Source organism: Zemynaea arenosa (genome assembly GCF_004614185.1).
Classification (GTDB): domain Bacteria; phylum Pseudomonadota; class Gammaproteobacteria; order Burkholderiales; family Burkholderiaceae_D; genus Telluria; species Telluria arenosa.
The window spans coordinates 1-24,493 of sequence record NZ_SPVF01000096.1 but is presented as its reverse complement, the minus strand read 5'-3'; the positions used below and the strand labels follow the sequence as shown (position 1 = coordinate 24,493).

The 24,493-nt window shown below is 63.0% G+C and carries 19 protein-coding genes; 13 read left to right on the top strand and 6 right to left on the bottom strand.

Annotated elements, in window-relative coordinates:
• Positions 1-245: 245 nt before the first annotated feature.
• Positions 246-974, top strand: a complete 729-nt coding sequence (locus tag E4L96_RS06845) for a PEP-CTERM sorting domain-containing protein (protein WP_167758619.1) — start codon at positions 246-248, stop codon at positions 972-974.
• A 40-nt stretch (positions 975-1,014) separates the two neighbouring features.
• On the opposite strand, the gene E4L96_RS06840 is transcribed toward E4L96_RS06845, so the two are convergent.
• Positions 1,015-1,437, bottom strand: a complete 423-nt coding sequence (locus tag E4L96_RS06840; protein ID WP_135206470.1) for a hypothetical protein — start codon at positions 1,435-1,437, stop codon at positions 1,015-1,017.
• A 54-nt stretch (positions 1,438-1,491) separates the two neighbouring features.
• Positions 1,492-2,517 (bottom strand): lipid A deacylase LpxR family protein, encoded by a 1,026-nt coding sequence (locus E4L96_RS06835; RefSeq protein WP_135206469.1) that lies wholly within the window; start codon positions 2,515-2,517, stop codon positions 1,492-1,494.
• Between the two features lie 135 nt (positions 2,518-2,652).
• On the opposite strand from E4L96_RS06835, the gene tssF reads away from it, so the two are divergent.
• The 8 genes from tssF (at position 2,653) to E4L96_RS24700 (ending at position 15,944) form a co-directional block, all read left to right on the top strand.
• Entirely contained in the window at positions 2,653-4,437 is a 1,785-nt protein-coding gene (tssF, locus tag E4L96_RS06830) for a type VI secretion system baseplate subunit TssF (RefSeq protein ID WP_135206468.1), read from the top strand.
• Positions 4,401-5,435: a type VI secretion system baseplate subunit TssG gene (gene tssG, locus E4L96_RS06825; RefSeq protein ID WP_167758618.1), complete on the top strand. Its 1,035-nt coding sequence runs from the start codon at positions 4,401-4,403 to the stop codon at positions 5,433-5,435. Before tssF ends, tssG begins: the two co-directional genes overlap by 37 nt.
• A gap of 17 nt (positions 5,436-5,452) precedes the next feature.
• Positions 5,453-7,588, top strand: coding sequence for a type VI secretion system Vgr family protein (locus tag E4L96_RS06820; protein WP_229414274.1), 2,136 nt, complete (start codon positions 5,453-5,455; stop codon positions 7,586-7,588).
• A complete protein-coding gene (locus E4L96_RS06815; protein ID WP_135206466.1) occupies positions 7,585-8,952 on the top strand; it encodes a DUF2169 family type VI secretion system accessory protein in 1,368 nt (455 codons plus the stop codon). The genes E4L96_RS06820 and E4L96_RS06815 overlap by 4 nt, the downstream gene beginning before the upstream one ends.
• Positions 8,942-13,636: an RHS repeat-associated core domain-containing protein gene (locus E4L96_RS06810; protein WP_167758617.1), complete on the top strand. Its 4,695-nt coding sequence runs from the start codon at positions 8,942-8,944 to the stop codon at positions 13,634-13,636. The genes E4L96_RS06815 and E4L96_RS06810 overlap by 11 nt, the downstream gene beginning before the upstream one ends.
• 11 nt (positions 13,637-13,647) lie before the next feature.
• The gene (locus E4L96_RS06805) at positions 13,648-13,968 is read left to right on the top strand and encodes a hypothetical protein (RefSeq protein WP_135206464.1); all 321 of its coding nucleotides are present in this window, start codon (positions 13,648-13,650) and stop codon (positions 13,966-13,968) included.
• 825 nt (positions 13,969-14,793) lie between these two features.
• A complete protein-coding gene (locus tag E4L96_RS24565; protein WP_267874319.1) occupies positions 14,794-14,928 on the top strand; it encodes a hypothetical protein in 135 nt (44 codons plus the stop codon).
• 206 nt (positions 14,929-15,134) lie between these two features.
• A complete protein-coding gene (locus E4L96_RS24700) occupies positions 15,135-15,944 on the top strand; it encodes a DUF6708 domain-containing protein (protein WP_370660730.1) in 810 nt (269 codons plus the stop codon).
• A gap of 45 nt (positions 15,945-15,989) precedes the next feature.
• On the opposite strand, the gene E4L96_RS06800 is transcribed toward E4L96_RS24700, so the two are convergent.
• From E4L96_RS06800 to dnaA, 4 genes are all read right to left on the bottom strand, one after another.
• Positions 15,990-17,381, bottom strand: coding sequence for a TonB C-terminal domain-containing protein (locus E4L96_RS06800; protein ID WP_135206463.1), 1,392 nt, complete (start codon positions 17,379-17,381; stop codon positions 15,990-15,992).
• A gap of 707 nt (positions 17,382-18,088) precedes the next feature.
• Positions 18,089-20,590, bottom strand: coding sequence for a DNA topoisomerase (ATP-hydrolyzing) subunit B (gene gyrB, locus E4L96_RS06795; protein WP_135206462.1), 2,502 nt, complete (start codon positions 20,588-20,590; stop codon positions 18,089-18,091).
• Positions 20,591-20,673: 83 nt separating this feature from the next.
• Positions 20,674-21,780: a DNA polymerase III subunit beta gene (gene dnaN, locus E4L96_RS06790; RefSeq protein ID WP_135206461.1), complete on the bottom strand. Its 1,107-nt coding sequence runs from the start codon at positions 21,778-21,780 to the stop codon at positions 20,674-20,676.
• Between the two features lie 98 nt (positions 21,781-21,878).
• Positions 21,879-23,267 carry a chromosomal replication initiator protein DnaA gene (dnaA, locus tag E4L96_RS06785; RefSeq protein ID WP_135206460.1) on the bottom strand — a complete coding sequence of 463 codons (1,389 nt, stop codon included), beginning with the start codon at positions 23,265-23,267 and terminating at the stop codon, positions 21,879-21,881.
• A 223-nt stretch (positions 23,268-23,490) separates the two neighbouring features.
• On the opposite strand from dnaA, the gene rpmH reads away from it, so the two are divergent.
• From rpmH to E4L96_RS06765, 4 genes are all read left to right on the top strand, one after another.
• Positions 23,491-23,625 carry a 50S ribosomal protein L34 gene (gene rpmH / locus E4L96_RS06780; RefSeq protein ID WP_040378179.1) on the top strand — a complete coding sequence of 45 codons (135 nt, stop codon included), beginning with the start codon at positions 23,491-23,493 and terminating at the stop codon, positions 23,623-23,625.
• A 31-nt stretch (positions 23,626-23,656) separates the two neighbouring features.
• Positions 23,657-24,073, top strand: a complete 417-nt coding sequence (gene rnpA, locus E4L96_RS06775) for a ribonuclease P protein component (RefSeq protein ID WP_135206459.1) — start codon at positions 23,657-23,659, stop codon at positions 24,071-24,073.
• Positions 24,070-24,324, top strand: a complete 255-nt coding sequence (yidD, locus tag E4L96_RS06770) for a membrane protein insertion efficiency factor YidD (RefSeq protein ID WP_135206458.1) — start codon at positions 24,070-24,072, stop codon at positions 24,322-24,324. Before rnpA ends, yidD begins: the two co-directional genes overlap by 4 nt.
• On the top strand, positions 24,311-24,493 hold a 183-nt coding region (locus tag E4L96_RS06765), incomplete at its 3' end, for a hypothetical protein (protein ID WP_135206457.1). The genes yidD and E4L96_RS06765, both read left to right, overlap by 14 nt.

Here is a 24,493-nt window from a genome sequence, read left to right as displayed (position 1 = left end):
GATGACGGGCGCGGCCGGCACCGCCGCCGCCCGGGCGCTCGGCGCGTTGTTGCTGGGCTGGCTGCTGCCCCCCTATCGCCGGGTCCTCGCGGCACCGATCCGGCGCGGCTGGATCAGGCCCTGACGCCGGCTGCGCCGCATCCCTCCCACGGTGGGGGAAGTCCCGTCCAGCCGTGTCAGTGCGAAAAGTTGCCGTGCTAACATCGCCGACTTTGTCATTCCAGACCGAGTCACCAGCGATGAATATGAAGCGATTTTTTATGACCGCCCTGCTGGGCGCAGCCTGTGCGTGCGCGAGCGCGACCCCGATCGTCGGCGTGTTCACGGGCGCCGATGCCGGCGAGGGCCTCGACCTGAGCGGCACCTTCACGCACGCGCTCACGATGTATTCTCCGGCCAACAACACCAAGGTCGGTGACGCCACTTTCCAGTACTACGGCAGCGCTCCCGGCGTGACCACCGCCGCCGGTAACCTGAACGTGAGCTGGTACACGCCGGACTACGGCACCAGCGCCGCCGACAATGGCCTGGAACTGGTGATGCACTCCCTCATCTGGAGCAATGCCGCCAACTCGGCCACCGGCCAGGTGCTCACCCTGACCATGAACGACCTGGTCGTCGGCCAGACTTACAAGTTCCAGCTGATGTTTGCCGAGCAGGGCTTCAACCGCGGCTTTGACGTGTTCCAGGACAACGTGAAGATCGTCGACGACTTCTCGCCCTGGAAAGTGGCCGGCATGTACAACGGCCGGCAGAGCGCCCTGATCACCAACGAATTCGTGGCGACCTCCAGCACGCTGAGCATCGGTTTCGGAGGGACGGCGGCGGGCTTCAGCGACAACAACCCGATCCTGAGCGCCTTCACGCTGGAAAACGTGGGCGGTGCGGTTAACGTGCCGGAGCCGGGCAGCCTGGCGTTGCTGCTGGCCGGTGCAGGCCTGCTGGGCTTCGCCCGCCGGGCGCGTCGGATCTGACCGGCGCCACGGTTGCGCCTCCGCCGCCCGGAGGGAGTATTCAGGGGGCCGGAGCGGGTACAGGCGCGGCCGGCGTTTTCACTTCTTCGAACGCCAACTTGCCGTCATTGAGCACGAATTTGCCGACAAGTTGAGCCGGCGCCGTGCTGACCGAGTCCAGCTGGGTGCACCCCTGGGTCTCGAAGGAATATGCGTCCTCGCCCGCCTTCAGCGTCCAGACATTGTCGCCGTTGCTGTACAGCTCGTAGTCGAGGGGCCCCGCCGGCGCGGGCGGCAGCGGAAAGCGGCGCTGGCAGTCCGGCAGGCGCGACGCGGTGAGGTACAGCGTCAGCTCCGGCTGCCAGAAGTAATCCTGCGTGGCCCGCACCGTCAGCGTGTGGTCGTTGCCGTCGATGTAGTAGGTGGCGGAGTCGTCGACGCAGCCGGCAAGCAGCAGCGGAAGAAGAAGCAGGGCCTTGCGCATGGATGGGCTCGATGAGGGAACCCGCGCAGTATAACCTGCCAGGACGCCCGCGACTTACCAGTCCCGCCCGATCGTCAGCGCGCCGAAGGCCTGCGCGGACACCGGCCCGCCCGAGCGAAATTCCTTCGACCGGCGCGTGGCCTTGAACTGGATATACCACGGCCCGTGCTGCGCCGTGCCCGTGTGGATGAAGTCGATGCGCACCCCGGTCATGAGGTCGCCCACCCAGCGGCGCGGCTCGACCTGCGGATCAGTCTGGAACGGGCGGCCCTGCAGGAAGATGTTGTAGGCCATGTAGCGCCCTTCGATGCCCGCAAAAACCGTGCAGCGGACCGAGCTGAGCAGGCAGGCGAGGTCGGTGGGCGCGACCGAAACCTTGTTCAGGATGCCGACTGGCACCGGCGACAGCTCCGGCAAGTCCTTCCCGATCGTGACCAGCGCGCCGACTGCGCCATAGCTCATGATGCTGCCCACGCCCACGCGCCAGTAAGCCGCCGTGCGGATCTGGATGCCGTTGCCGAAATCCGCACGCAAGGCGGGCACGGCCTGCCGCCGCTCCAGTGTACCCAGCACGGCCAGCGTGTTGCCGACCTGGTTATGCCAGCCCTGCGGCTCCTCGACATTCAGAATCCGGTGCACCAGCTTCTGGGACTTTTCCGCCAGCGACATCGAGCCGGTCAGTCCCGCCTGCAGAGTGATCGTGGTCAGGCGGTCGTGATCCGCAGTTTCCAGCGTGTAGGCGCGCTCGGAGTAGAGCAGGCCCGCCCACGGCCGATCCAGCGGCTGCGCCGCCGCCACATTGATGTGCGTGGGCGTGTACATCAGCTGGCCGAAGTTCTGCTGGACCGACACCAGCGCTTCTTCCGCGCAGCCGCCGTAGCGGCATACGCGGTCGAGCCAGGCCGGACTGGCGGCGGCCGTGCGCCGGGTCGAGTATTGAATGCCGTTGGTGTAGTAATGGTCGGTGTGGAAGTAGCGGTCGTTCTCGAAGGTGAGGAAGCGCGCGACGCTGTCCTCGGCCTGCGCGGTGGGCATCGCGAACGCGGCGGCCAGCAGCAGGAGCAAGGCGGGGGGCGGCATGGGATCTCCCTTCTTCTTGTGCAAGTCAATCCGATGCTAGGCCTCAAGCGAGCTCTGCGTTTGAGCGCGATCAAGATTTGGAACATGATCTGGCGCAACCATTGAGTCTTGTCTGTGCAAACGCAAGAGGCTTCGATGGAGCGGTTACTGCCGTACTACGAGCGCGAACTGGCCAGCCTGCGCGAATCCTGCCGCGAGCTCAGCCAGCGCTACCCGAGCCTGGCCGGACTGCTGGCGGGCGTGGGCGAGAGCACGGGCGATCCCTCGGTCGACACCATGATCCAGGCCACCGCCTTGCTGACCGCGCGGGTCGCCAAGCGGCTGGACGACGACTACCCCCAGTTCACCGAAGCCCTGCTCACCATGATCGAGCCGGACCTGCTGCGGCCCACCGTGCCCGCCAGCATCGTCGAAATCCGCCAGGACGCGGGCGATGCCAGCGCCAAGGTTCTGCCGCGTGGGACGTCGTTTCACAGTCCGGTGATCGACGGCGTGCGGCTCGACTTTTCGACGGTCTACGACATCCACCCGGCCGTGCCGCCGCTGGCGGCGGCCACCTTTGCCACCGACTTCGACGTCCCGCCCAGTGTGCGCCTGCCGCGCGACGCCAGCGCCCGCATCAGCCTGCGCTGGCCGGCCATGCCGCCGGATCTCGCCGGCAGCCGCCTGCGCCTGTTCGTGGATGGGGAGCGCTCCTTCGTCGCCGCGCTGATCGACGCGCTGTTCCTGCACACGGTGGCCGCCTACGTGCAGCCCGACGGCAGCGGGACCTGGCTGCCCCTCGACCGCCCCCCGCTGGCGCTGGCGGGCTGGGACGACGAGGATGCGCTGATGGCGCCCTCCGCCCAGTCCACCCCGGCCTGCCGGTTGATTAAGGAATTCTTCGCGTTTCCGGAAAAGTTTAATTTCGTTGAACTGGATCTCGCCCCCTTCTGCGCCCGCACGGGTGATGCAGGCGGCATGCTGCACCTGGTCCTGGGGCGTTTGCCCGGCGAAGCCCAGACCATCCGCACGCTCGCGGCGCTCGGCCCGCAGCATCTGCGCCCCAGCTGCGCGCCCGCGGTCAACCTGAGCGCCCACGCCGCGGTGCCGATCCAGCTCGACCACCACACGCCAGACTACCCGCTGAAGGTAAGCCACAAGCGCAGCGACGCCTTCGACATCGTCGGCGTGCGCGAGGTGCGGCTGGTGGACTCCGGGACCGGCGGCGCGCCCGAAGTGCTGGAACCGCTGTACACGCTGCGCCATGCGATGGCCCCCGACAGCACGCGCTACTGGAGCATGCGCACCGTCACCGAGCCGGAGCGGCGCCACCACATCGCCATTGTCGACGGCGCGCTGCATCCCGTCGGCGCGGGCAAGCAGACCGTGTCCGCGGACCTGCTGTGCTCCAACGGCGCCATGGCGGCGCAGACCATCGACACCCGCAGCCTCTGCGAGCTGCACGATTCCAACGGCAATGCCGAAGTGCGCTTCCTGCGCCGGCCCACGCGGCCCTATTACTTCAGCAGCGACGAAGGTGTGCACTGGCGCCTGGTCGCGCAGCTGGCGCTGGGCAGCCGCGCCATCACCTCGCTCGGCGTGGACGAACTGCGCGCGCTGCTCTCGCTGTACGACGTCGCGCGCTTGCCCTCGACCGCGCGCCTGATCGCGGGCATCCAGGACGTGGCCTTTACCACGGTGATGACGTGGGTCGGCAGTGGTGCCCATACCTGTCTCATGCCCGGCATCGATATCCGCCTCACGCTGGATACCTCCGCCTGCGCGGGAACGGGCGTCTACGTTTTCGCCTGTCTCCTGGACCGCTTCTTTGGCCTCTACACGCAAATCAATGTGTTCACCCGGCTGACCGTCTGGTCCAGCCAAGACGAGGAGCTGCTGACGTGCCCACCGCGCACCGCCAGGTTCACCCTGGCCTGATCCAGGAGCTGTTCGACGCGCCGCACCGCTTCAGCTTTTTCCAGGCGGTGCGGCTGCTCGAGCTTTGGCTCGGGCAGCACGGCATCGATGCGGCCCAGGCGCAGACGCGCTGGCTCTTCTTCAGGAACAGCCTCTCGCTGGCGTATGCGCCGAGCGACATCCAGGCGCTGGGCACGGACCAGGAGGGTGGCATCGCCGTGCTGGACGCCGCGCTGGATGCGGGCCACGCCTTCCGCATCGAACTGACACCCGCCTTCATGGGCTATCTCGGCGCGCACGGGACGCTGCCCAGCCACTGCACCGAACGGCTCGCGCTGCGCGTGGACCCTGCCCGCCAGGCTGCGGCGCGCGCGTTCTTCGATACCTTTTCGACGCGCGTCCTGGGCCTGTTCTACGAGGCCTGGCGCAAGCGTCACATGGCGACCACCTCACGCAATGGCCGGGCGGCGCTGGCGCACCGCTTGCTGGCGCTGGCCGGCCGGGTGCACGCGCGTCCCGGCCCCGAAACCGACGTCCTCACCTCCTTTTCCGGGCCGATGCGCCAGCGTTCCGTGTCCGCCGCCGCGATCGAGCGGGTGCTGGTCCACTACTTCGGCTTCGCCATCGACCTCACACCGAACCAGGGTGGCTGGGAGCCTTTGCCACGGCAGCTGCAGGCCTGCCTGGGCGTGAGCGCCTGCATGCTGGGACGCGGCGCCCTGCTCGGAGAACGCGTATGGCGGCGCGACCTGCGGGTCGGCCTCACGCTGCATCCGCGCGACCGGGGCCAGTTCCTGGAGTTCGTCCCCGGCGCGCCTGGGGCCACCGCACTGCGCGACCTGCTCAAGCAGTTTGCCGTCGCCACGCTGCGCTTCGACGTCTGCGTTGCGATGCCGCTGGGTGCGCTGGACGGCATGCGCCTTGGCGGTGATGCGCAGCTGGGACGCGACAGCTTCCTGCTGGAGCGGCCGAACGCGTGGGAACGGCGGGACCTCACCTACACCATACAGCTCATGTGAAAGGCCTAGCGATGGACATGGCACAGGGAGCGGCCCTCTTGGCCGCGTTTGCGGGAGAGCGGCAGCATAACCGGCTGCTGCGCCTGAGTTTCCCGCGCGAGGACGGCCCGGCGGCCGTAATGCTGGTCAATGCGCTGCGCGCCAGCGAAGGCCTGTCGCGCGACTTCGTCTTCGACGTGGAGGTTCTGGCGGATGACGCCTCCATTCCACTGAACGATGTGATGGGGCGCATGGTCACCATCGCCATGGTGCGCGACGACGGTGCGCTCCGCTACTTCAACGGCTACGTCTTTGAATTTGGCTTCGACCGGACCGACGGCGGGCTGGCCTTCTACCGCATGCAGCTGCGGCCTTGGCTCGCCTTCCTCACACTGCGGCAGGACTGCGCGCTGTTCCAGCATCTGAATGTTCTGGAGCTGTGCGAGAAGACCTTCAAGAACTATCCGCAGCAGGACTACGATTCGCGTCTGATGGGCGCGCTGCCCGAGATGACGCTGGCGGTGCAGTACAACGAGTCGGACTACAACCATGTGCATCGACGGCTGGAAGACGCGGGGCTGTACTACTGGTACGAGCACCGCGCGGATGGGCACACGCTGTGGGTCTCGGATGACAGCACGGTGGCCATGGATATCGACGGCGGCGATCCTGTGATCGAGTACCGGGCGGACTCCGGGGCGGGCGAGGGTGATGGTATTTCGGCCTGGCGTCCCGCGCGCGCTGCGGCGTCGATGCGGGCTACGGTCTCCAGCTTCAACTTCAAGCACGCCAAATCCGCGCGCTCGGAGCATATGTCCAGCGACGAGCAGGGCATGGTGCCGGAGCTGGAGATGCATGAGAACACGGGCGCCTACGGCTTCCCCGATACCGCGGCGGGCGATGCGCTGGCCATGCGGCGCACGCAGGAGCTGGGAGTGGACGCGAATGTGTTCGAGGCCGGGGGCAACCATCGCGCGCTGCAGCCGGGCCGCTGTTTCTCGGTAGGCGGGCACTTCGCCTATGACGCGGCGGGGCAGGAGTACTTGATCACCGGCGTTGTGCATGACGCCTCCAATAACTACCAGGATGGCAGCGGCGCCGGGTCGAACTATTCGAATTCATTCACCTGCATCCGCCGCGACCGGCCATGGCGCGCCCGGCGCGGGTCGACCAGCACCCACACCCGCATCTACGGCGTGCAGACGGCGACTGTGGTGGGGCCGCCGGGCGAGGAGATTCACACCGATTCATATGGACGTGTGCGCGTTCAGTTCCATTGGGACCGCGTGGGCAAGTTCGACGCCGCCAGCTCGCCTTGGGTGCGCGTGATGACCGCCTGGGCAGGGACCAACTTCGGCCAGATCAGCCTTCCGCGGATCGGGCAGGAGGTGGTCGTGCAATTCCTGGAGGGGAACCCGGACCGGCCGCTGATCGTGGGCAGTTTGTACAACGCGACGCATATGCCGCCGTGGGAGTTGCCTGCCAACCGCACGCAGAGCGGCATCCTGACGCGCTCCAGCATGGGAGGCGCGGCAGCCCATGCCAACGCCCTTCGCTTCGAGGACCGCAAGGGCGCCGAGGAAGTGTGGCTGCACGCGGAGCGCGACCAGCGAATCGAAGTCGAGCACGACGAGTCGCATTGGGTCGGCCATGACCGCCGCAAGACCATCGACGCCAACGAAACCGTGCATGTGAAGGGCAACCGCACCGAGACGGTGGACAAGGACGAATCGATCACGATCCACCAGAACCGCAAGGAGCGGGTCGATCAGAACGAGTTCATCGACATTGGCGGGGATCGGGAAGAAAAGGTGATGAAGGACGATACGGTTGTCATTCACGGGGCCCGGCACGAGCGGGTCATACTGGCCAAAGAGGAGACGATCGGATTGGGGAAGGCCCTGTCGGTCGGATTAGGGTATCAGGTGACGGTGGGCGGCATCATGAATACGACTGTCGCCCTGGCGAAGACCGAGGAGGTCGGCCTCTCAAAGACCGTCATCGTGGGGCAGCATAGTTCGTTGACCGCGCAGGTGGAGCACAGAGTCACCGTCGGGACTTCGATGGTGATTATCTCACCGAACCGGGTCGAGATATTGGCCGACGAAATTGCCATCCGCGGCCGCAAGAAAGTGGAGGTCCACGGCGACGACGTGGACATGAACCCGGAATGAACGCCCCGGACAAATCGTGGCTCAACGCCAGCAAGTTGCCGAACCTCGTGTTTGACAACCGGACCAAGCTCGCAGCCCTGCACTTTCTGACCTTGGACCAGCACCACCAGCTATTTCATGTGTTTGTGGCGCGGCAGAGCTTCAAGATTGGCCCGCGCAACGTAGCGGGAGTCGCGGCGCTCATCGAAAGCAGACGGCACACCCCGCTGGTCACCGAAGACAGGTATTTCGATGGACGGGAAGGAGGTAGCGTGTCCCAGGAAAGCGATCTCGCGCCGTACAAGCCGAAATGCGATGTGATCGTAATTGGCAGCGCCCACGCTCCGCAGGGAAAGCCGAAGAGCGAATTTCCAGTCCGGCTACAGGTGCGGGTCGATGGGCGAACGCCAATCGACAAAACGCTGCAGGTGCGCGGTGAGGCGCGCCTGGAGCGTTCGTCGATCGTCACCCGCACCGCTGGATTGATCGTCAAAGCCGGAACTGGCGGCTTGGCGGCTCCCTCGCCATGGCGGCTGTCCAGCAGTAAGCCGTTCGTGCATGTACCCATACGTTACGAATTGGCGATCGGTGGCGAGTGCAAGATCAGCAGCGACGAACCGGCAGCGAAGCGCGTGCCGAAGAAGAAGCAAATAAAGCGCGCGCCCAATACCAGTGAGAAGGCGAATTACACCGTCGCGCACGAGGTGGCCGAAACGAATCCGGTGGGCTGCGGGTTCGCGCCGGATTGGTACCTGGACGCCACCGGATTGAGCGATCTGCCAGCGCCGCGCATCCTGTATTGGAATCAGGATTTCGGTGGCGCGGACTTTTGGAAGGCATCCCGCGGTGCCCCGCTACCTCCGCCCGCCGGGCTTGGTTGCGTCGGACGTGCGTGGCTACCGCGGCGCGGTCTGGCCGGCACCTTTGTCGACAAGGCGCATTGGGAGCCGGACGAGGTGCCAATGCTTCCTAAGGACTTTGATTACGCTTACTGGAATGCCGCTCCGGCCGATCAGCAGTGTGAGCTCGTGCGCTTCGGGGCGCGCTTTGTCTTGCACAACTTGTGTGCTCACGATCACCCGTCGTCGGCAAGCGACGCGCATGGGAATTCAGTGCTCCAGTTCGATCTGCCACAGCAGGCGGTGTTTGTACTCGGTACCGATGGCGCGGCCTTGAAGGCCGAGAGCTTGATGATCGACACAGTGATTATTGATACCGCGTCGTCCACCGTCGATCTCGTCTGGCGCGGGTGCCTCGACGCGGAAGAGGGAATCAAGCAAGTCCGGATGATGCGGGTTTCGGAGCCGGCGCAGATCGAGCGGCTAGACCGATTTATAGCGGCGACGGCGGGCAGCGATGAAGGAGGAGAGTCTCATGGCCAATGAGACCGTCACCAAGTCGTCCCGGTTCTATTGCGTCAGCCTGACGCCCGATATCTGCAAGACACCGATCGGCGCGAGCACTCCACCCATCCCATACAACATCATTGGCGAATTCGTGGATACGCTCCAGGCGTCGCCCAACGTGAAGTCGCGGAGCGAACCTGTCTACCTGCATGGCAAAAGCTATATCTCCACAGTCAAAGGTGATATGCCTGGCAAAGCCGGTGGGGTCAAGAGCGGAACAGTCGGAGATCGAGCAGAAAGCAAGGCAGGGAGTTCGACACTCAGGGCCAATCTCGCGTCGACATTCCAGACCGCCCGCCAGGTATGGATGAACGCGAAGAATACGCTTGGGGTGGCATACGAAAGATCCGCGCAGGCCGCTCGGGAAAGGCTCAAGCCGTATGCGCAAAAGTACAAGGATGAGATTTCGGATTCCGTGCACCAGTTTGGACGAGATGCGGGCGACACTGGCGACAAAATAGTGAAGGTAAGCGGTGCTGTCGCCGTTGTGTCCGCTGTGACCCTGCAACCCGAAGGCGTCGCAGCCGCAGCGGTCGGGGCGGAAGTTGGTTCTGGTGTGGCTGTTGTGGGTGCGGCGACGGATGCCGGAGCTAGTGTTCTCGACGCTGGTGCTGACTGGGTACTCACTGGCAAAGATCCCGACTGGGGAAATACCTTGTTCGCTGCCGGATCTCAGATGGTGGCATCTTTGCTGTACAAGAAGGTTGGTGCACTTGCGCGCTTCCTGCGCTCAGAAGCAAAGGCAGTCAAGCCGGGCAAGCTTCAGACCAGGCCAGAGAAACCAACCCATGCATCTTCGAAGCCAGCATCTGGACCTCAAGGCAGCAAAGATGGCCGCGATGGCGGCAAGACAAAAGGCAGCAGGAAGGGAAAGGGCGACAAGCCCGCTGACTGCTGCCCTAAGAACACGGCTCCGGGCGGCCGCAGCGTCAAGTCACGCAAGCCTGTCCATCTCGGCACTGGCGAAGAGATCCTGTATCAGACCGACTTCGAACTTGATGGCCGGGTTCCGATTGTCTGGACCCGATGCTACCGGTCGGGCTCTGAATGCGAAGACTGGGGCTTGCTGGGCGCGCGCTGGAGCACGGAATTTACCGCAAGCTTGTCCATGTGCGATGACGGGATCGTGTATCACGATCACACCGGCCGGGCAGTGCGATTGCCGTTCCTTTTACCAGGGGAGCAGCATAACAGCCGCCTTGAAGGATTCACGCTCGCGCGGCAGAGCGACCATCAGTTCGTACTGCGATGGCTGGACGACAGCACCGATGTGTTCAAGCGCTTTCCAGTCCGAGGTTGGCTTCCCCATGGGTATAACGGCGTCAACGCAATGCTGCCGGCAGAGTCCCTCGTGGAAGTTGAACGGTTTTGTCTTGCCAGGAGACAGGACCGGGACGGCCGTGGCTACAGCATTGAGCGATTTCCTGATGCGAAGCCGGACGAGCCGCTCATTAAGGTCGTCACCGACGAAGAGCGGATCGTCGTCGGTGTACGGTCGCACAAGAAGAACGAGGTGTGCATAGGGAGGATTGAGGAAATCAGGGGTGACGGCACGCATGTTTGCCGAGCAGCTTACGAGTATGCCGCTGAGGTGGATGGCCCCGACGGGAGCGAAGATGGCCATCCGGTCCGCTTCAATCTGGTCAAACACACGAATCAGGCCGGCTCAGCGCGCGAGTACGAATACCGTCACCATCTCCTGACCCGCTATTCGGACTATCTGGGCTTCGGCCGTCACATCGAGTGGCGGTCCCTCGCGACTCTAGTCGCCGCTTGGGACGGTCGAACGGTAGCGGATCCTCAACAATCTCCGTACATGATCGACGTCACGAACAGCTACCAGGCGCGAGCGGTTGCGACCCATTGCGATGACGGCACCGACGCAGTACGGATCGACTACCTGGATGCGGAAACGACTCGGCTCAACGATGCGAATGGAGTAACGCTGGAGTTCAACTTCGACGACAACTGGATGTGCACTGGAGTCAGTCGGATTGGCGCTGACGGCAGCCATCAATCACTTGGCCGACGCCACTGGAGCGCGGAGGGGTGGCTCCTCAGCGAGATCAATCCGGTAGGCGCAACAACCCGGTACGAGTACGACACATCAGGAAACGTGACATGCGTCATCGACGCGTTAGGGAACCGCCAGCACTTTGAATACTCCAGCCAGCAGCAGCCTGCACGCTTCCAAAACATGTCCGGTGGCGTGACAACCTTCGCCTTCGATGACGCGGGTTATCTCACGAACCTGACTGACGCCTTAGGTCATACCACCACATACCGCTACAACGGCCGACATGACCTGATCGAGCTGGTCGACGCGAAAGGCGGCGTCAAGAAGTTCGATCACGACCGAATGGGGCGCATGACCTGCGCTACCGACTGCTCCGGCTACAGCACTTATTATTCTTACGATATCGATGGCCATCTGATCGCCATTCGCAATGCACTTGGCGACCAGCTCAGCTTTAAGTACGACAGGCTCGGCAATGTTACCCAGCTGCGCTATCCCGACGGTGCGAATGAGCAGTTTGTGCGGGATGCGATGGGACGGCTCATCCAGCACGTCGACCCACTGGGCTACAAGACGACTTACCGCTACAACGGGCGTGGTGTTCTCGTTGAACGAGTCGACGCGCTTGGCCATGCAGTAGCGTACGAATATGACAGCGCTCTGAACCTCGTTGCAGTTGTGAATCCGCGGGAGGAGCGCTACTGCTACTTCTACAACCAGGAAGGACGGCTTGCGACGGAAGTCGGATTCGATGGGAAGACCACGACGTACGCCTACGATGCCGCTGGCAATGTGGTCCGCACTTCATGTGCCGGCGTGGAGCGTCAATTCGTCTATGACCGCCTCGGGCAGCTCTGCGCCACAATCGATGACGATGGCACCGTGCGGTACACCTACACCGCTGACGGCCTCATCGCCAGCGCTACCAACAGTTCGGTAGCGCTGGGCTTCGAGTACAACTCCGTCGGCAATCTCATCGAAGAGCGCTTTACTTACCAGTTCGCTGCTCTGCTCCCGAACCTGAAGCCTATACTGTCTGATCCCGCTTTCAGCCTGCGGCACACCTACGACGAACTCGGATTCAGAACTCAAACCTCGCTCCCGACGGGCCAGTCCATCGATGTGTTGACGTACGGTTCTGGCCACTGGCACGCAGTGCACTGGTGCGGCGCGCCCGTTGTCAATGTGGAGCGCGATGTTCTCCACCGCGAGCGGCTGCGGCATGTGGGCGAGGTTGATGGGCCGGTCCAAATTCGAAGCACGTACGACGGTCGCTCAAGACTCGCGACAACGACCACGGCGATTGCTGGTGTAAGCCGCTCGCAGCGTTGCTACGTCTACGACGAACGCGGCTTCCTGACGGAATCAAAAGCGCAGCAGGGGGATGAACGGCTCCACGTGGTGCGTTACTCAGTCGATCCGCTCGGACAGCTCATCGCGAAACAAGGGCGCGCAGGTAGGGAGGACTTCGCCTACGACGCAACCGGGAATCTTACATCTGGCGCTGCCCGGTATGAATTTGATCGCTTACGAGAGTTTGCGCAGGGAGGCGTAGCTTTTTCACATGATTACGACAAGCGAGGCAATCTGCAGCGTAAATCACGCAAGCAGCTCGCTGGCGACAAGGAAGAAGTTCACTTGCGATTTAACGCGGCGGATGAATTAATTCGAGTGTTGGACAACAACGAGGTAGCGACAGACTACGTGTATGACGCCTTCTCTCGGCGCGTGGCGAAGCTGAGCGAGAAAGGTGCCACCCTGTTTGTCTGGGATGGCGACAACTTGCTCCAGGAGAAGTCCGCCGACAAGCTGACGACGTTCATCTACGAACCTGATTCCTTCATTCCGCTCGGCTGTGTAGTCGAGCGCAATGACGCCGTGGAAAATGGAACGCCGGCAGCGCAGACGCTCGCGTTTATCTGCGACCAGGTCGCGACTCCAGTCGAGGCAGTCTCAAACGATGGTGCGACGCTGGAGATGCGAGACCTGACAACTTGGGGTGGCGCACCCGGGCAAGAATCAAACTGGTCTCACCTCCGCTTCCCAGGCCAGCAAGCCGATGAGGAATCCGGCCTCCACTACAACCGCTTCCGCTACTACGACCCTGTCTCGGGACGATACATTTCGCAAGACCCGTTAAGGCTCGCAGTTGGAATCAACCTGTATCGGTACGTCGAGAACCCGACAGCTGCCGTCGATCCACTCGGCCTATACGTTACATGGCATTGTGGCTCACAGCGCTGGATGGACACGAACACTGGACGCTTTGTTCGGCGTCCCAAGAATCCAGCGAAAATGGTCGCGACGGATGGGTCCATGAATTTCACGGACGTGAGTCAATGGGCTCAACAATGGGGGTTGGTGAACACGTGGACTCATGACGCGATTAAGTTCCCGGCAGGCGGATTTAGCTACCTGCTGAGAAGTGGCAAGTATTCCTATTCGATTCATGGTCATGGATGGAATCCCAACGCACCGCTGGGATCTAATGCTGCGAGCGGGCCAACTGCTTCAATTCAGCGCTGGGATTCGAAGGCTGGGAATCGTGCTGAAGTCGCTTTAAACTATCTGACCACATGCTCTTGGGGCCGTTTTAAAGGGAATGAAAACGCGGCGCACCTACCACTCAAGAATTCACCCTATTAGGAAGGACTGCTATGTACACGCTTCAGGAAATCGGCAATCGAATGCTTGCTGCGCCGACGGTTATGCCGGTGGAGCTGGAACTCAAGTTTGCGCAAGAGCTGATGAGCATTCCTATAGCTGTGGCAGCGGCCGGCGGCGATTTGTGGCAACCGATTATACGTCGCCTGTATGAGTCGCACATTGACACGTTTTACTCGGTTACGCCTGAAAACTTCCCGGAATTCCTAAGGTTTGCAGATTGGCTTGATGAGATTACAAAGCAGCCAGTGGCAAAGAGCAATTTCCTCGATATGACTCACTTCGCGGATCATTTCCGGGTGAAGCCGTTTTGAAACCGGCCGCTGAACTCAACGGCTGAGAAATTAAAATGCGGCTGTCTGGACAGTTTCTGTTAGATCGAGGGAAAGCCAAACCATGAGGAAAAATGGACGATGTAGATTCATTGAAACCCCTGGGCGTGGCGGCGGCGATCCGCCGACGACCTTGAGAGGGATGAGCGCGCAAAATTGCTCGTGCGACGAATTGCATAGCGGCCACAAATTTCGTTCGCCTGAAGATTATCTGCGAGTGCAAACGAGGCTACTCGATTCGTTGAGCTTCACGGAAGTTCCGGTTGGCAGGGCCTATGACGATGTGGGAGCGGTGGAGCTTTGGTATCGGTGTGGTCGCTGCGGAACCGTTTGGCGCATTGTCGAACCTGACCCGCCGTTTTGTGGGGCATGGGAACGCGTAATGTGAGCCATAAGCGTGCTCTTTTGAGCACCGAGGATTCGACCACGGAGTGGAGAAAGTATAAAGCAGAGCAAATCCTCGCGATGGATGTTGGCGCGGGCATGCCGGCTAATCAAACAAGCACCGAGTACGCAATACCGCAAAAGCACCAAGGATCGAAAGTTGGCGCTGCGGCAGCGCCTGCGCGAGCTGGCCCCAAGTCCGCCTGCGCTGAGCTATCGGCGGCTGCATCACTGCTCGAGCGGAGAGCTCCCGGGGCGGGAAGAATCAGGCAAATCGCTGGTACGTGCTGGAGCAACTGCAGTTGCGCAGCTACCGCGCCAAGAGCAGCAAGATGGCCGTCTGCCGGGAGGCTAGCATGCAGCCGTGCCGTGTCAACGAAGACATGCCGACTACGTCCACACAAATGGAATCATGTGGAAAAAATGAACGTCGATTTCAGCAAATGCTTCTTCAGCGTGAGCACTACTGAGAAGCTCAAGGAATCCGCGACGAGCCCGCTGGACTACGTTAGCCTCGGCGAAGAGCTTGAGCAATACGCAATGGCAATGGGGGCTTGACATGGACGAGCGCATGTTCACGGTCAAGAAGGGTAGGCCCATACCGGAGTGGGATTATGCCCATCGGTTACGAATCTCCAACTTTTATGGACCAGTATGCGGCGACGGCGGAACAATATTCACGCTGAACTCGACCTTCATGGGACGTTTCAGATCAACCGCACTTGGCTCGGCACTATTTCGGCTGCGGTCTCATCATCACAATTGTGCTTGCTTGCTCTGTTTTAGCGCTGTCCTTCAGCGTAGCGTCCGGGTCGCACTCTGCTGCACACGTGCGCTTTATCTGGGCTCCACTGTATGCGCTATTTGCACTTCCGCTACTCTACATTGCGTTCCGTTGGTTTCCATCGGAGTTCTTTTCCCTGACGTTGCGACCTTTCCGCTTCCACCGATACGATCAGAAAATTTATGCGATTCGCAAGCGTAGGAGCGTCCGCAAAGGTGATGAGGTGTGGACGATCCCATGGACTGACGAGAGCATCTTTTGCGTGCACAGAGGCGAGCGGAACAACGCTCACACTTATCACATCCGGTATTACGAGGTTGACGCACGCGGGAACGTGACCCGAGGCTGCAGCCTCGGCCGCGAATGGGAAGGCGATGAAACATTACCTTTACTCTTCGCGCAGTGGAATTACTGGTGCCTATATATGCGCCAAGGGCCATCACGGTTGCCGTTACCTGGGCTATTTCTCGCAGAACGAGAGACTGTTCTCGAATCCTTCTTGACTTGCATGTATTGGATGGGTGGAACCTTGTCCCCGGCTACGCGCTTCTTCTTGATGCCGTTTTTCGCCACATTCACCATAGTCAGGGTTCTGGCTTTGCGCAGCTGCCGGGATCCAGTGTGGCCGGAAGAGATAGCAAAGCGGTGTCAGGTTGGGTCGGATGACTCGTATGCGTTTCCGACCGAAGATATGCCGGTCGGCTGGGGGGCCACGACTCTCGCCCGCCAGGAGAATCGATATCCGAGGGATCCGAAACTTGTCCTAGATGAATTCATCCCTGTTGGCTAAAACCATGACGATGGCTTAGCAAAGACTGAATGCTCTTCTCGAAACTCACTGTAGCCGGATGGCGGTGTCGATGACCCAGATCCGCCGGATTTCGATGACGTCGTATTGGCGCGCGAGCGCTGGGGGGAAGGGGCCGAAGAGGCGCTGGTCTGCGATGACTTTGCGGATGGCGTCGTCGAGGGCGTGGACGCCGCTGGAAACGGTGAATGTGACCTTTTCCACAGTTCCGTCGGAGCGGATCGCGATGGTGACCGTGGGATGGATGTGGGGCTGCTTGGCGGCCTCGCGGACGGTGGCGAAGGTCATGTTCATTTCGATCTTCTTGGCCACGGCCTCTGCGTAGGCGACCAGGTCGGCGTTGGCGTCGGTACGGCCGAAGAGCCAGCCGCGGCGCAGCGAACTGGCACTTGGGAGCGGGGCGCCGGTGGTGCGGTTGGCTGCAGCGTCGCGCTGGGCAGCTTCGAGGGCGAGCTGCTTTCCGATTTCTTTCAGGCGCTCTTCGCGCTTGGCCTCGTACTCCGCTTTCTCGCGCTGCGCTTGTTCCAGACGGGCTTGTTGCTGACGCGCGGCTTCTTGTTTCGCGGCGTCCTGTCGGGCCGCGTCCTGTCGGGCCACCTCCTGTTTAGCCGCTTCTTGTCTCGCTGCTTCCTGCCGAGCGACTTCCTGTTTTAGGGCCTCTTGGCGCGCTGCTTCACGTTGGAGAGCTTCTTGGCGCAGCGCTTCTTGCCGGGCGGTCTCGCGCTGTTGGGCTTCCTGGCGGAGGGACTCTTGGCGGGCAGCTTCGCGCTGTTGGGCTGCAAGGCGGGCGGTTTCGAGTTTGGCTTGCTCTTGGCGAATGGCTTCCTGGCGCGCGGCCTCCTGCTTTGCTTGTTTCGCTAGCTCTTGGCGTTGGGCCTCCGCGACGCGCGCGGCCTCGGCACGCGCTGCTTCGGCGCGTGCCGCTTCAATGCGTGCCGCTGCGAGCCGGGCAGCTTCCATGCGGGCGGCTTCCTGACGAAGCGCTTCCTGGCGGGCGGCTTCGCGCTGTTGGGCTTCCACGCGGGCGGCTTCCAGCTTTGCCTGTGTGGCTTGCTCCTGGCGTTGGGCCTCGAGGCGGGCGGCTTCAGCGCGGACGGCTGCTTGACGCATGGCTTCTTGGCGAAGCGCTTCCAGGCGAGCTGCTTCCTGTCGGGCCGTCTCCTGCTTGGCTTGTTGGGCCAGCTCTTGGCGTGTCGCCTCGGCATGAGCTGCTTCGACTCGGGCCGCCTCAGCGCGAGCAGCTTCCAGACGTTCGGCTGCCTGTTTGGCCGCGGCTTCGGCGGCGGCGCGCTCGATCTGTTCCTGCCGGGCGGCTTCAAGGCGCGCGCGCTTGGCTTGCTCCTGACGGCTGGCCTCAAGCATGATCAGACGTACTTGCTCCGCGCGTTGAGCTTCCAGGCGCGCAGCTTCAGCGCGCACTGCGGCCTCGTTAGCGGCTTGTTGCTGGACGTCGGCAGCGCGCTGAGGAGGTTCGGCGGATGGCGCGGGCAAAGGAGAGAGTTGGACCTGCGCGCCCGCAGGGGCGGCCGATACTGGAGGCGGCGTCAGAGGCGTGGCCGCCGAAGGAGACGCAACGGGCGTCGCGGCCTCGGAAGGTGAAGCCAGCGAGGCCTGGGGAGCCGGCGCCGGCGGAGTGACTTGATGGGGCGCCTCAGGCGCCGGCTGCGGCGCCGGGCCAGGCGCAGTGGGGACAGGTGCAATGGCCGGGGTAGCCGCTGGAGCGGGAGAAACCGTGGGCGCTGCACGCGGTCCCGGCGCCAGCATGATATGCAGCTCATCCGCCGTTAGCCGCCGGGTCTCCCACGGCAGCGTGAAGCGCGGCATGCCTGGTATTTGGCCGCCGACCGCAAGGCTGAGCAGCAGCACATGCGCCAGCGCGGACACCACCACCGCCGTGCCCATACGCGTAGGTTGGCGCCGCAGGGAAAGCGCCCCCTGCCGGCCAGGCGAAAGCACTGGCTGCCGCTCTGGCGACACCTCGGGCGGCGGTGCGAAAGACAGCCCCGTCACCACCTGCACGCCCTCACACTCTGGCCACCGCGAGCACCGATCTCCGCTCCCCTTCCCGATATGAAAGCGCCCGGACGAAGCCGGGCGTTAGTCGTTACACGAAGCTCACTGCTGCATCACACATCGATGTTACCGGCGTGGAGCGCATTGGTCTCGATAAAGTTCCGGCGCGGCTCCACCTCGTCGCCCATCAGCGTGGTGAAGATCTGGTCCGCCGCAATCGCGTCCTCGATCTGCACCTTCAACAGGCGGCGCACGGTCGGATCCATGGTGGTCTCCCACAGCTGCTCCGGATTCATCTCGCCCAGACCCTTGTAGCGCTGCTTGATGCTCACCGAGCGCTCCGCCTCATCGCGCAGCCACTGCATCGCCTGGTGGAAGTCGACCACCGCCGACTCCTTCACGCGCTCGCCCTCGCCGCGGCGCACGAACGCGCCTTCGCCGATCAGGCCCTTGAAGGTGGCCGCCGCATTGGCCAGCACGCCGTAGTCCGCACCGGCCACGAAGTCCGCGTCGATCGACGAGACCTTCACGTTCCCGTGGTGCAGACGTTCGATGCGCAGCGAGCACTTGTCCGACAGTTCGTCCTGCTGCACCGTCACGTTCACGGAGCGGTCGTTGATGGCCGCCTTCATCGCCACAGCCGATGCCTGCGCCGCGTCCAGCGACGACAGGTCCAGTTGCACGCCGGTGGTGATGGCGGTCAGCGCCTGGCGGTCGATCACGCGGCCGAGCCGCATCATCACCGCATTCGCGTAGTTATACTGGCGCACCAGCTCTGCCAGCGCCTCGCCAATGATCGGGTCCGCGCCTTCACGCGGCACCAGCGCGGCCGTCTGCAGCGCGAGGTTCATCATGTAGCTCGCCTCTTCCACGTCATCCTTCAGATAACGCTCGTCGCGGCCCGCCTTCACCTTGTACAGCGGCGGCTGCGCAATGTAGACGTGGCCGCGCTCCACCAGCTGCGGCATCTGGCGATAGAACAGCGTCAGGAGCAGCGTGCGGATGTGCGCTCCGTCCACGTCCGCGTCGGTCATGATGATGATGCGGTGGTAGCGCAGCTTGTCGACGTTGAATTCGTCCGGTCCGATCGAGGTGCCCAGCGTCGCGATCAGCGTCGTGATCTGCTCCGACGACAGCATCTTCTCGAAGCGCGCCTTCTCCACGTTCAGCACCTTGCCGCGCAGCGGCAGGATCGCCTGGAACTTGCGGTCGCGCCCCTGCTTGGCCGAGCCGCCTGCGGAGTCACCCTCGACGATGTAGAGCTCAGACAGCGCCGGATCCTTCTCCTGGCAGTCCGCCAGCTTCGCCGACAGGCCCAGGCCATCCATGATGCCTTTGCGGCGCGTGAGGTCGCGCGCCTTGCGCGCCGCTTCCCGCGCACGCGCCGCTTCCACGATCTTCCCGCAGATGATCTTGGCGTCGTTCGGCTTCTCCATCAGGAAGTCGGTGAGCGTCTTGGCCACGATCTCCTCGACCGGGCCACGCACCTCGGACGACACCAGCTTGTCCTTGGTCTGGGACGAGAACTTCGGCTCCGGCACCTTCACCGACAGCACGCAGGTCAGGCCCTCGCGCATGTCATCGCCGGAGATTTCGACCTTGGCCTTCTTGGCGAAGTCGTTCTCGTCGATGTACTTGTTGATCACGCGCGTCATCGCCGCGCGCAAGCCGGTCAGGTGGGTGCCGCCGTCGCGCTGCGGGATGTTGTTGGTGAAGCACAGCACCGTCTCGTTGTACGCGTCGTTCCACTGCATGGACACGTCCACCGAGATGTTGGTGCCCTGGTCCGAGGTACGCTCGCCGGTGGCCTGGAACACGGTCGGGTGCAGCACCGTCTTGGCCTTGTTGATGTATTCGACGAAGCCGCGCGTGCCGCCTTCGAATGCGAAGATCTCTTCCTTGCCGGTGCGCTGGTCGGTCAGCTTGATGTTGACGCCGTTATTCAGGAACGACAGTTCGCGGATCCGCTTCGACAGGATCTCGTAGTGGAATTCCACCGTGCCGAAGATCTGTTCATCGGCCCAGAAGTGCACCTCGGTCCCGCGCTTGTCGGTCTCGCCGATCACCTTCATCGGCGACACTTCGACCCCGTCCACCACCTCGACCAGGCGGTCCTGCAGCTCGCCGCGCACGAATTCCAGCTGGTGCGCCTTGCCGTGCTGGCGCACCGTCACGCGCAGCAGTTTCGAGAGCGCGTTCACGCACGACACGCCCACGCCGTGCAGGCCACCGGACACCTTGTACGCGTTCTGGTTGAACTTGCCCCCGGCGTGCAGCTCGGTCAGCGCGATCTCGGTGGCGGAGCGCTTGGGCTCGTGCTTGTCATCCATCTTGACGCCGGTCGGGATGCCGCGGCCGTTGTCGGTGATGGACATCGAGTTGTCGCTGTGGATGGTGACGTGGATCTCGGTGCAGTAGCCCGCCAGCGCCTCGTCGATCGAGTTGTCCAACACCTCGAACACCAGGTGGTGCAGGCCGGTGCCGTCGGACGTGTCGCCGATATACATGCCAGGGCGCTTGCGCACCGCCTCCAGACCCTCAAGGATCTGGATGGACGAAGCGCCGTAGTCGTCGGGCTTTTTCGGGACGGGGAGGTCTTGGGGATTCACGGACATGACTTTCTCGATTTAGAAGCGTGTGTGGTGCAGGGCGCCCGCGTGCGGCCGGGCGCCGGTTGAAGCAGGAACGGCCGCGCGGATCAGATCCGCATCGGCATCACGACATACTTGAAGTCCTGGTTGTCGGGGATCGAGATCAGCGCCGACGAGTTGGAGTCGCCCAGCGCGATGTTCACCTGGTCGCACTTCAGGTTGTTCAGCACGTCCAGCAGGTAGGTGACGTTGAAGCCGATGTCGATCGCATCGCCGCCGTAGTCGATTTCCAGCTCCTCGACCGCCTCTTCCTGGTCGGCGTTGGTGGAGCTGATCTTCAGCGAGCCCGGAGCCAGCATCCAGCGCACGCCCTTGAACTTGTCGGACGTCATGATGGCGGCGCGCTGCAGGGAGCGCAGCAGCTCGTCGCGCGAGATCTGGAATTCGTTCTTGTAGCCCTTCGGGATCACGCGGGTATAGTCGGGGAACTTGCCCTCGACCAGCTTGGAGACCAGCTCGATATCCGCGAAGGTCAGCTTGACCTGGGAGGCGGCGATGTCCAGCTGCACCTCGTCGTCCGACTCTTCCAGCAGGCGCTGCAACTCAAGGATGGTCTTGCGCGGGATGATGACTTCCTGGCGCGCGAAGTTTTCCTCGGTGGCGATCTGGCAGAAGGCCAGGCGGTGGCCGTCGGTGGCCACGGCGATCACGTAGTTGCCGTCCAGGACCAGCAGCAGGCCGTTCAGGTAGTAGCGGATGTCCTGCTGGGCCATGGCGAAGTGCACCATGTTGAACAGGTGCTTCAGCGTCTTCTGCGGCAGCGTGACGGTCGCGGCGAACTGCTCGGCCACGGCCACGGTCGGGAATTCCTCGGCGGCCAGGGTCTGCAGCGCGAAGCGCGATTTGCCCGACTGCACGGTCAGGCGCTTGTTCAGCAGCGTCAGCGAGACGTCGCCGGATTCCGGCAGCGCGCGCAGGATGTCCAGCAGCTTGCGGGCGGCCACGGTGGTGCCGGTTTGCTCGGCGCCGGAGCCGATCGCGGCGTTGGTCGTGATCTGCACCTCCGTGTCCGTGGACAGGAAGGACACGTGCTCGCCGTCCTTGCGGATGAGGATATTGGCCAGAATCGGCATCGTGTGCCGACGCTCGACAATACCGCTCACGATCTGCAGCGGGCGGAGTAGCGTGTCGCGGGTTGTTTTCACCAATTGCATAGGATTTCCCTTTGGTTTGGTTGTATTGACAAAGGAGAGTGTTTCACCCTCCATTTTGCCAGAAATTACTCTGTATTAACCGGCAGCCAAGACTGCCGTCAGCCCTTCAAAGTCTGTTCGAGCACGTGCAATTCGTGGTTGCATTCGGCGCTCTTGGCCCGGTCCTGGGCGATCTTGCGCACCGCGTGCAGCACCGTGGTGTGGTCGCGCCCCCCGAACAGCTCGCCGATCTCCGGCAGCGACTTCTGGGTCAGCTCCTTGGACAGGTACATGGCGATCTGGCGCGGGCGGGCGATATTGGCCGGCCGGCGCTTGGAATACATGTCCGCCACCTTGATGTTGTAGAAGTCGGCCACCGTCTTCTGGATGTTCTCCACCGAGATCTGGCGGTTCTGCACGGACAGCAGGTCCTTCAGCGCCTCCTTCACGATGTCGATGGTGATGTCGCGCCCGTGGAAGCGGGAATACGCGAGGATCTTGCGCAGCGCGCCTTCCAGCTCGCGCACGTTGGAGCGCAGGTGCTTGGCCACGAAGAAGGCGACGTCGTCGTTCAGTGTCACGCCTTCCGAGCTGGCCTTCTTCAGCAGGATCGCCACCCGCATCTCCAGTTCCGGCGGCTCGATGGCGACCGTGAGGCCGGAGTCGAAGCGCGAGATCAGGCGGTCGTCCATGCCGGTGATCTCTTTCGGATAGGTGTCCGAGGTGATGATGATCTGCTTCTTGGCCGCGATCAGCGCCTCGAACGCGTAGAAGAACTCTTCCTGCGTGCGGGACTTGCCGCCGAAAAACTGGATATCGTCGATCAGAAGCAGGTCCAGCGAATGGTAGTAATGCTTGAACTCGTCGAAGCCTTTGCGCTGGTAGGCGGTCACCACGTCGCGCACGTACTGCTCGGCGTGGATGTAGCGGATGCGCGCGCCCGGCTGGTCGGCCATCACCTGGTTGCCGATCGCGTGGATCAGGTGGGTCTTACCCAGGCCCACGCCGCCATAGAAGAACAGCGGGTTGTACGACACGCCGGGGTTGTTGGCCACCTGGATCGCGGCGGCGCGCGCCAGCTGGTTGGCCTTACCGGTCACGAACGAGTCGAAGGTCAGGTCCGGGTTCACGCGCGACTGTTCGCGCAGCGGCTGCTTGGGCAGGCCCTGGGGAATGCTTTCGGGCATGCCCGTGTACGGTTCCGCCGCCGCGCCATTGACGGCCGGCGCCGCCACGCCGTTGGCGGCCGACTTCTTGGGCGCCATCAGCTTGGGGTCGAGCACGAACTGCACCTCGACCGGCATTTCCCAGTACTGGGAGGCGAGGGCGGTAATGCGGGAGGCGAACTGCGTCTTCACCCAGTCCAGCTTGAAGCGGTTGGGGGCGGCGATCCGTACCTTGCCGTCCTCGTAGTCGAGCACGGTGAGCGGCTTGATCCATGCGCTGTACTGCTGCGGCGTCAGTTCCAGTTCGAGCTGGGCGGAACAGGTCTGCCAGAATTCTTCCATACGTCTCTGATTCAATAGCGGGTGAGTGGGCGCACGAATGCCACACGGAACACGCTATTTTACTCCTGCGCGGCCGAGTTATCCACAGGCCGGGCCGGAAAAATTCAGATCGAGGCCAGCAACACCTTCCTTGACAGCCGGGCGGTTTCTACTGTCTAATTATGGGTTCTGTGCCCGGTCGTCGGGTAATTTCACTAAAAGCTTCACCAAAAGCGAGTCCACCATGAAACGTACTTACCAACCTTCCGTTGTCCGCCGCAAGCGCACGCACGGCTTCCGCGCACGCATGGCTACCCGTGGTGGCCGCCAAGTCCTGAACGCTCGCCGCGCCAAAGGCCGCAAGCGCCTGGCAGTCTAAGCGTCGGCTTTTCAGCCCGACGCGTCCGGCCATGAGCAGCGAAGGTTCACACGACTTCGCACGCGCCCGCCGAATTGTAAAAACGGATGAGTTTTCATCCGTTTTTCGTTTGCGCCCGGCGCAAAAAACGGCGCACTTCACGCTGTACGCCCGCGCCAACGCGCTGCCGCACGCGCGGCTGGGGGTGGTCGTGGCCAAACGCTTTGCGCCGCGCGCCGTCACCCGCAACACCATCAAGCGCACCGTGCGCGAGCTGTTTCGCGTCGCGCAGCTGCCCGCGCTGGACCTGATCGTGCGCCTGTCCGGCCCGGTCAACAGCAAGACCGGCCCCGCCACCAACACCGCGCTCAAGGCGCAGCTGCGCACGGAAGTGGCGCGGCTGCTGGCCGCCCCCGCGCTGCGCGCGGGTGGAAGCGGGCGGCGCCCGCCCTCGGACGCCAAGCCATGAGCCGCGTCCTGCTTGCCCTGCTGCGGGCCTACCAGCTGGCGATCTCGCCGCTGATGGGCCCCAGCTGCCGTTTCTATCCGTCCTGCTCCAATTACGCCATCGAGGCCGTGCGCACGCATGGCGCGCTGCGCGGCGCCTGGCTGGCGCTGCGCCGCGTGGGCCGCTGCCACCCCTGGTGCGAAGGCGGGTATGATCCGGTCCCGTGCCGCCACCATCACCATCTGAATAAAGACGTCCATGGAATTCAATAAACGTACCATCCTCTGGGTTGTGTTCGTGACCTCGCTGGTCATCCTCTGGAACGAGTGGATGATTTCGCAGGGCCGCCAATCCCTGTTCGGTTCCGCGCCGCCGGCCAAGACGGCCCAGGCGCTTGACCCAGGCCGAATCCACCTGCACGGTGTCCACGTTGGGCAGCTT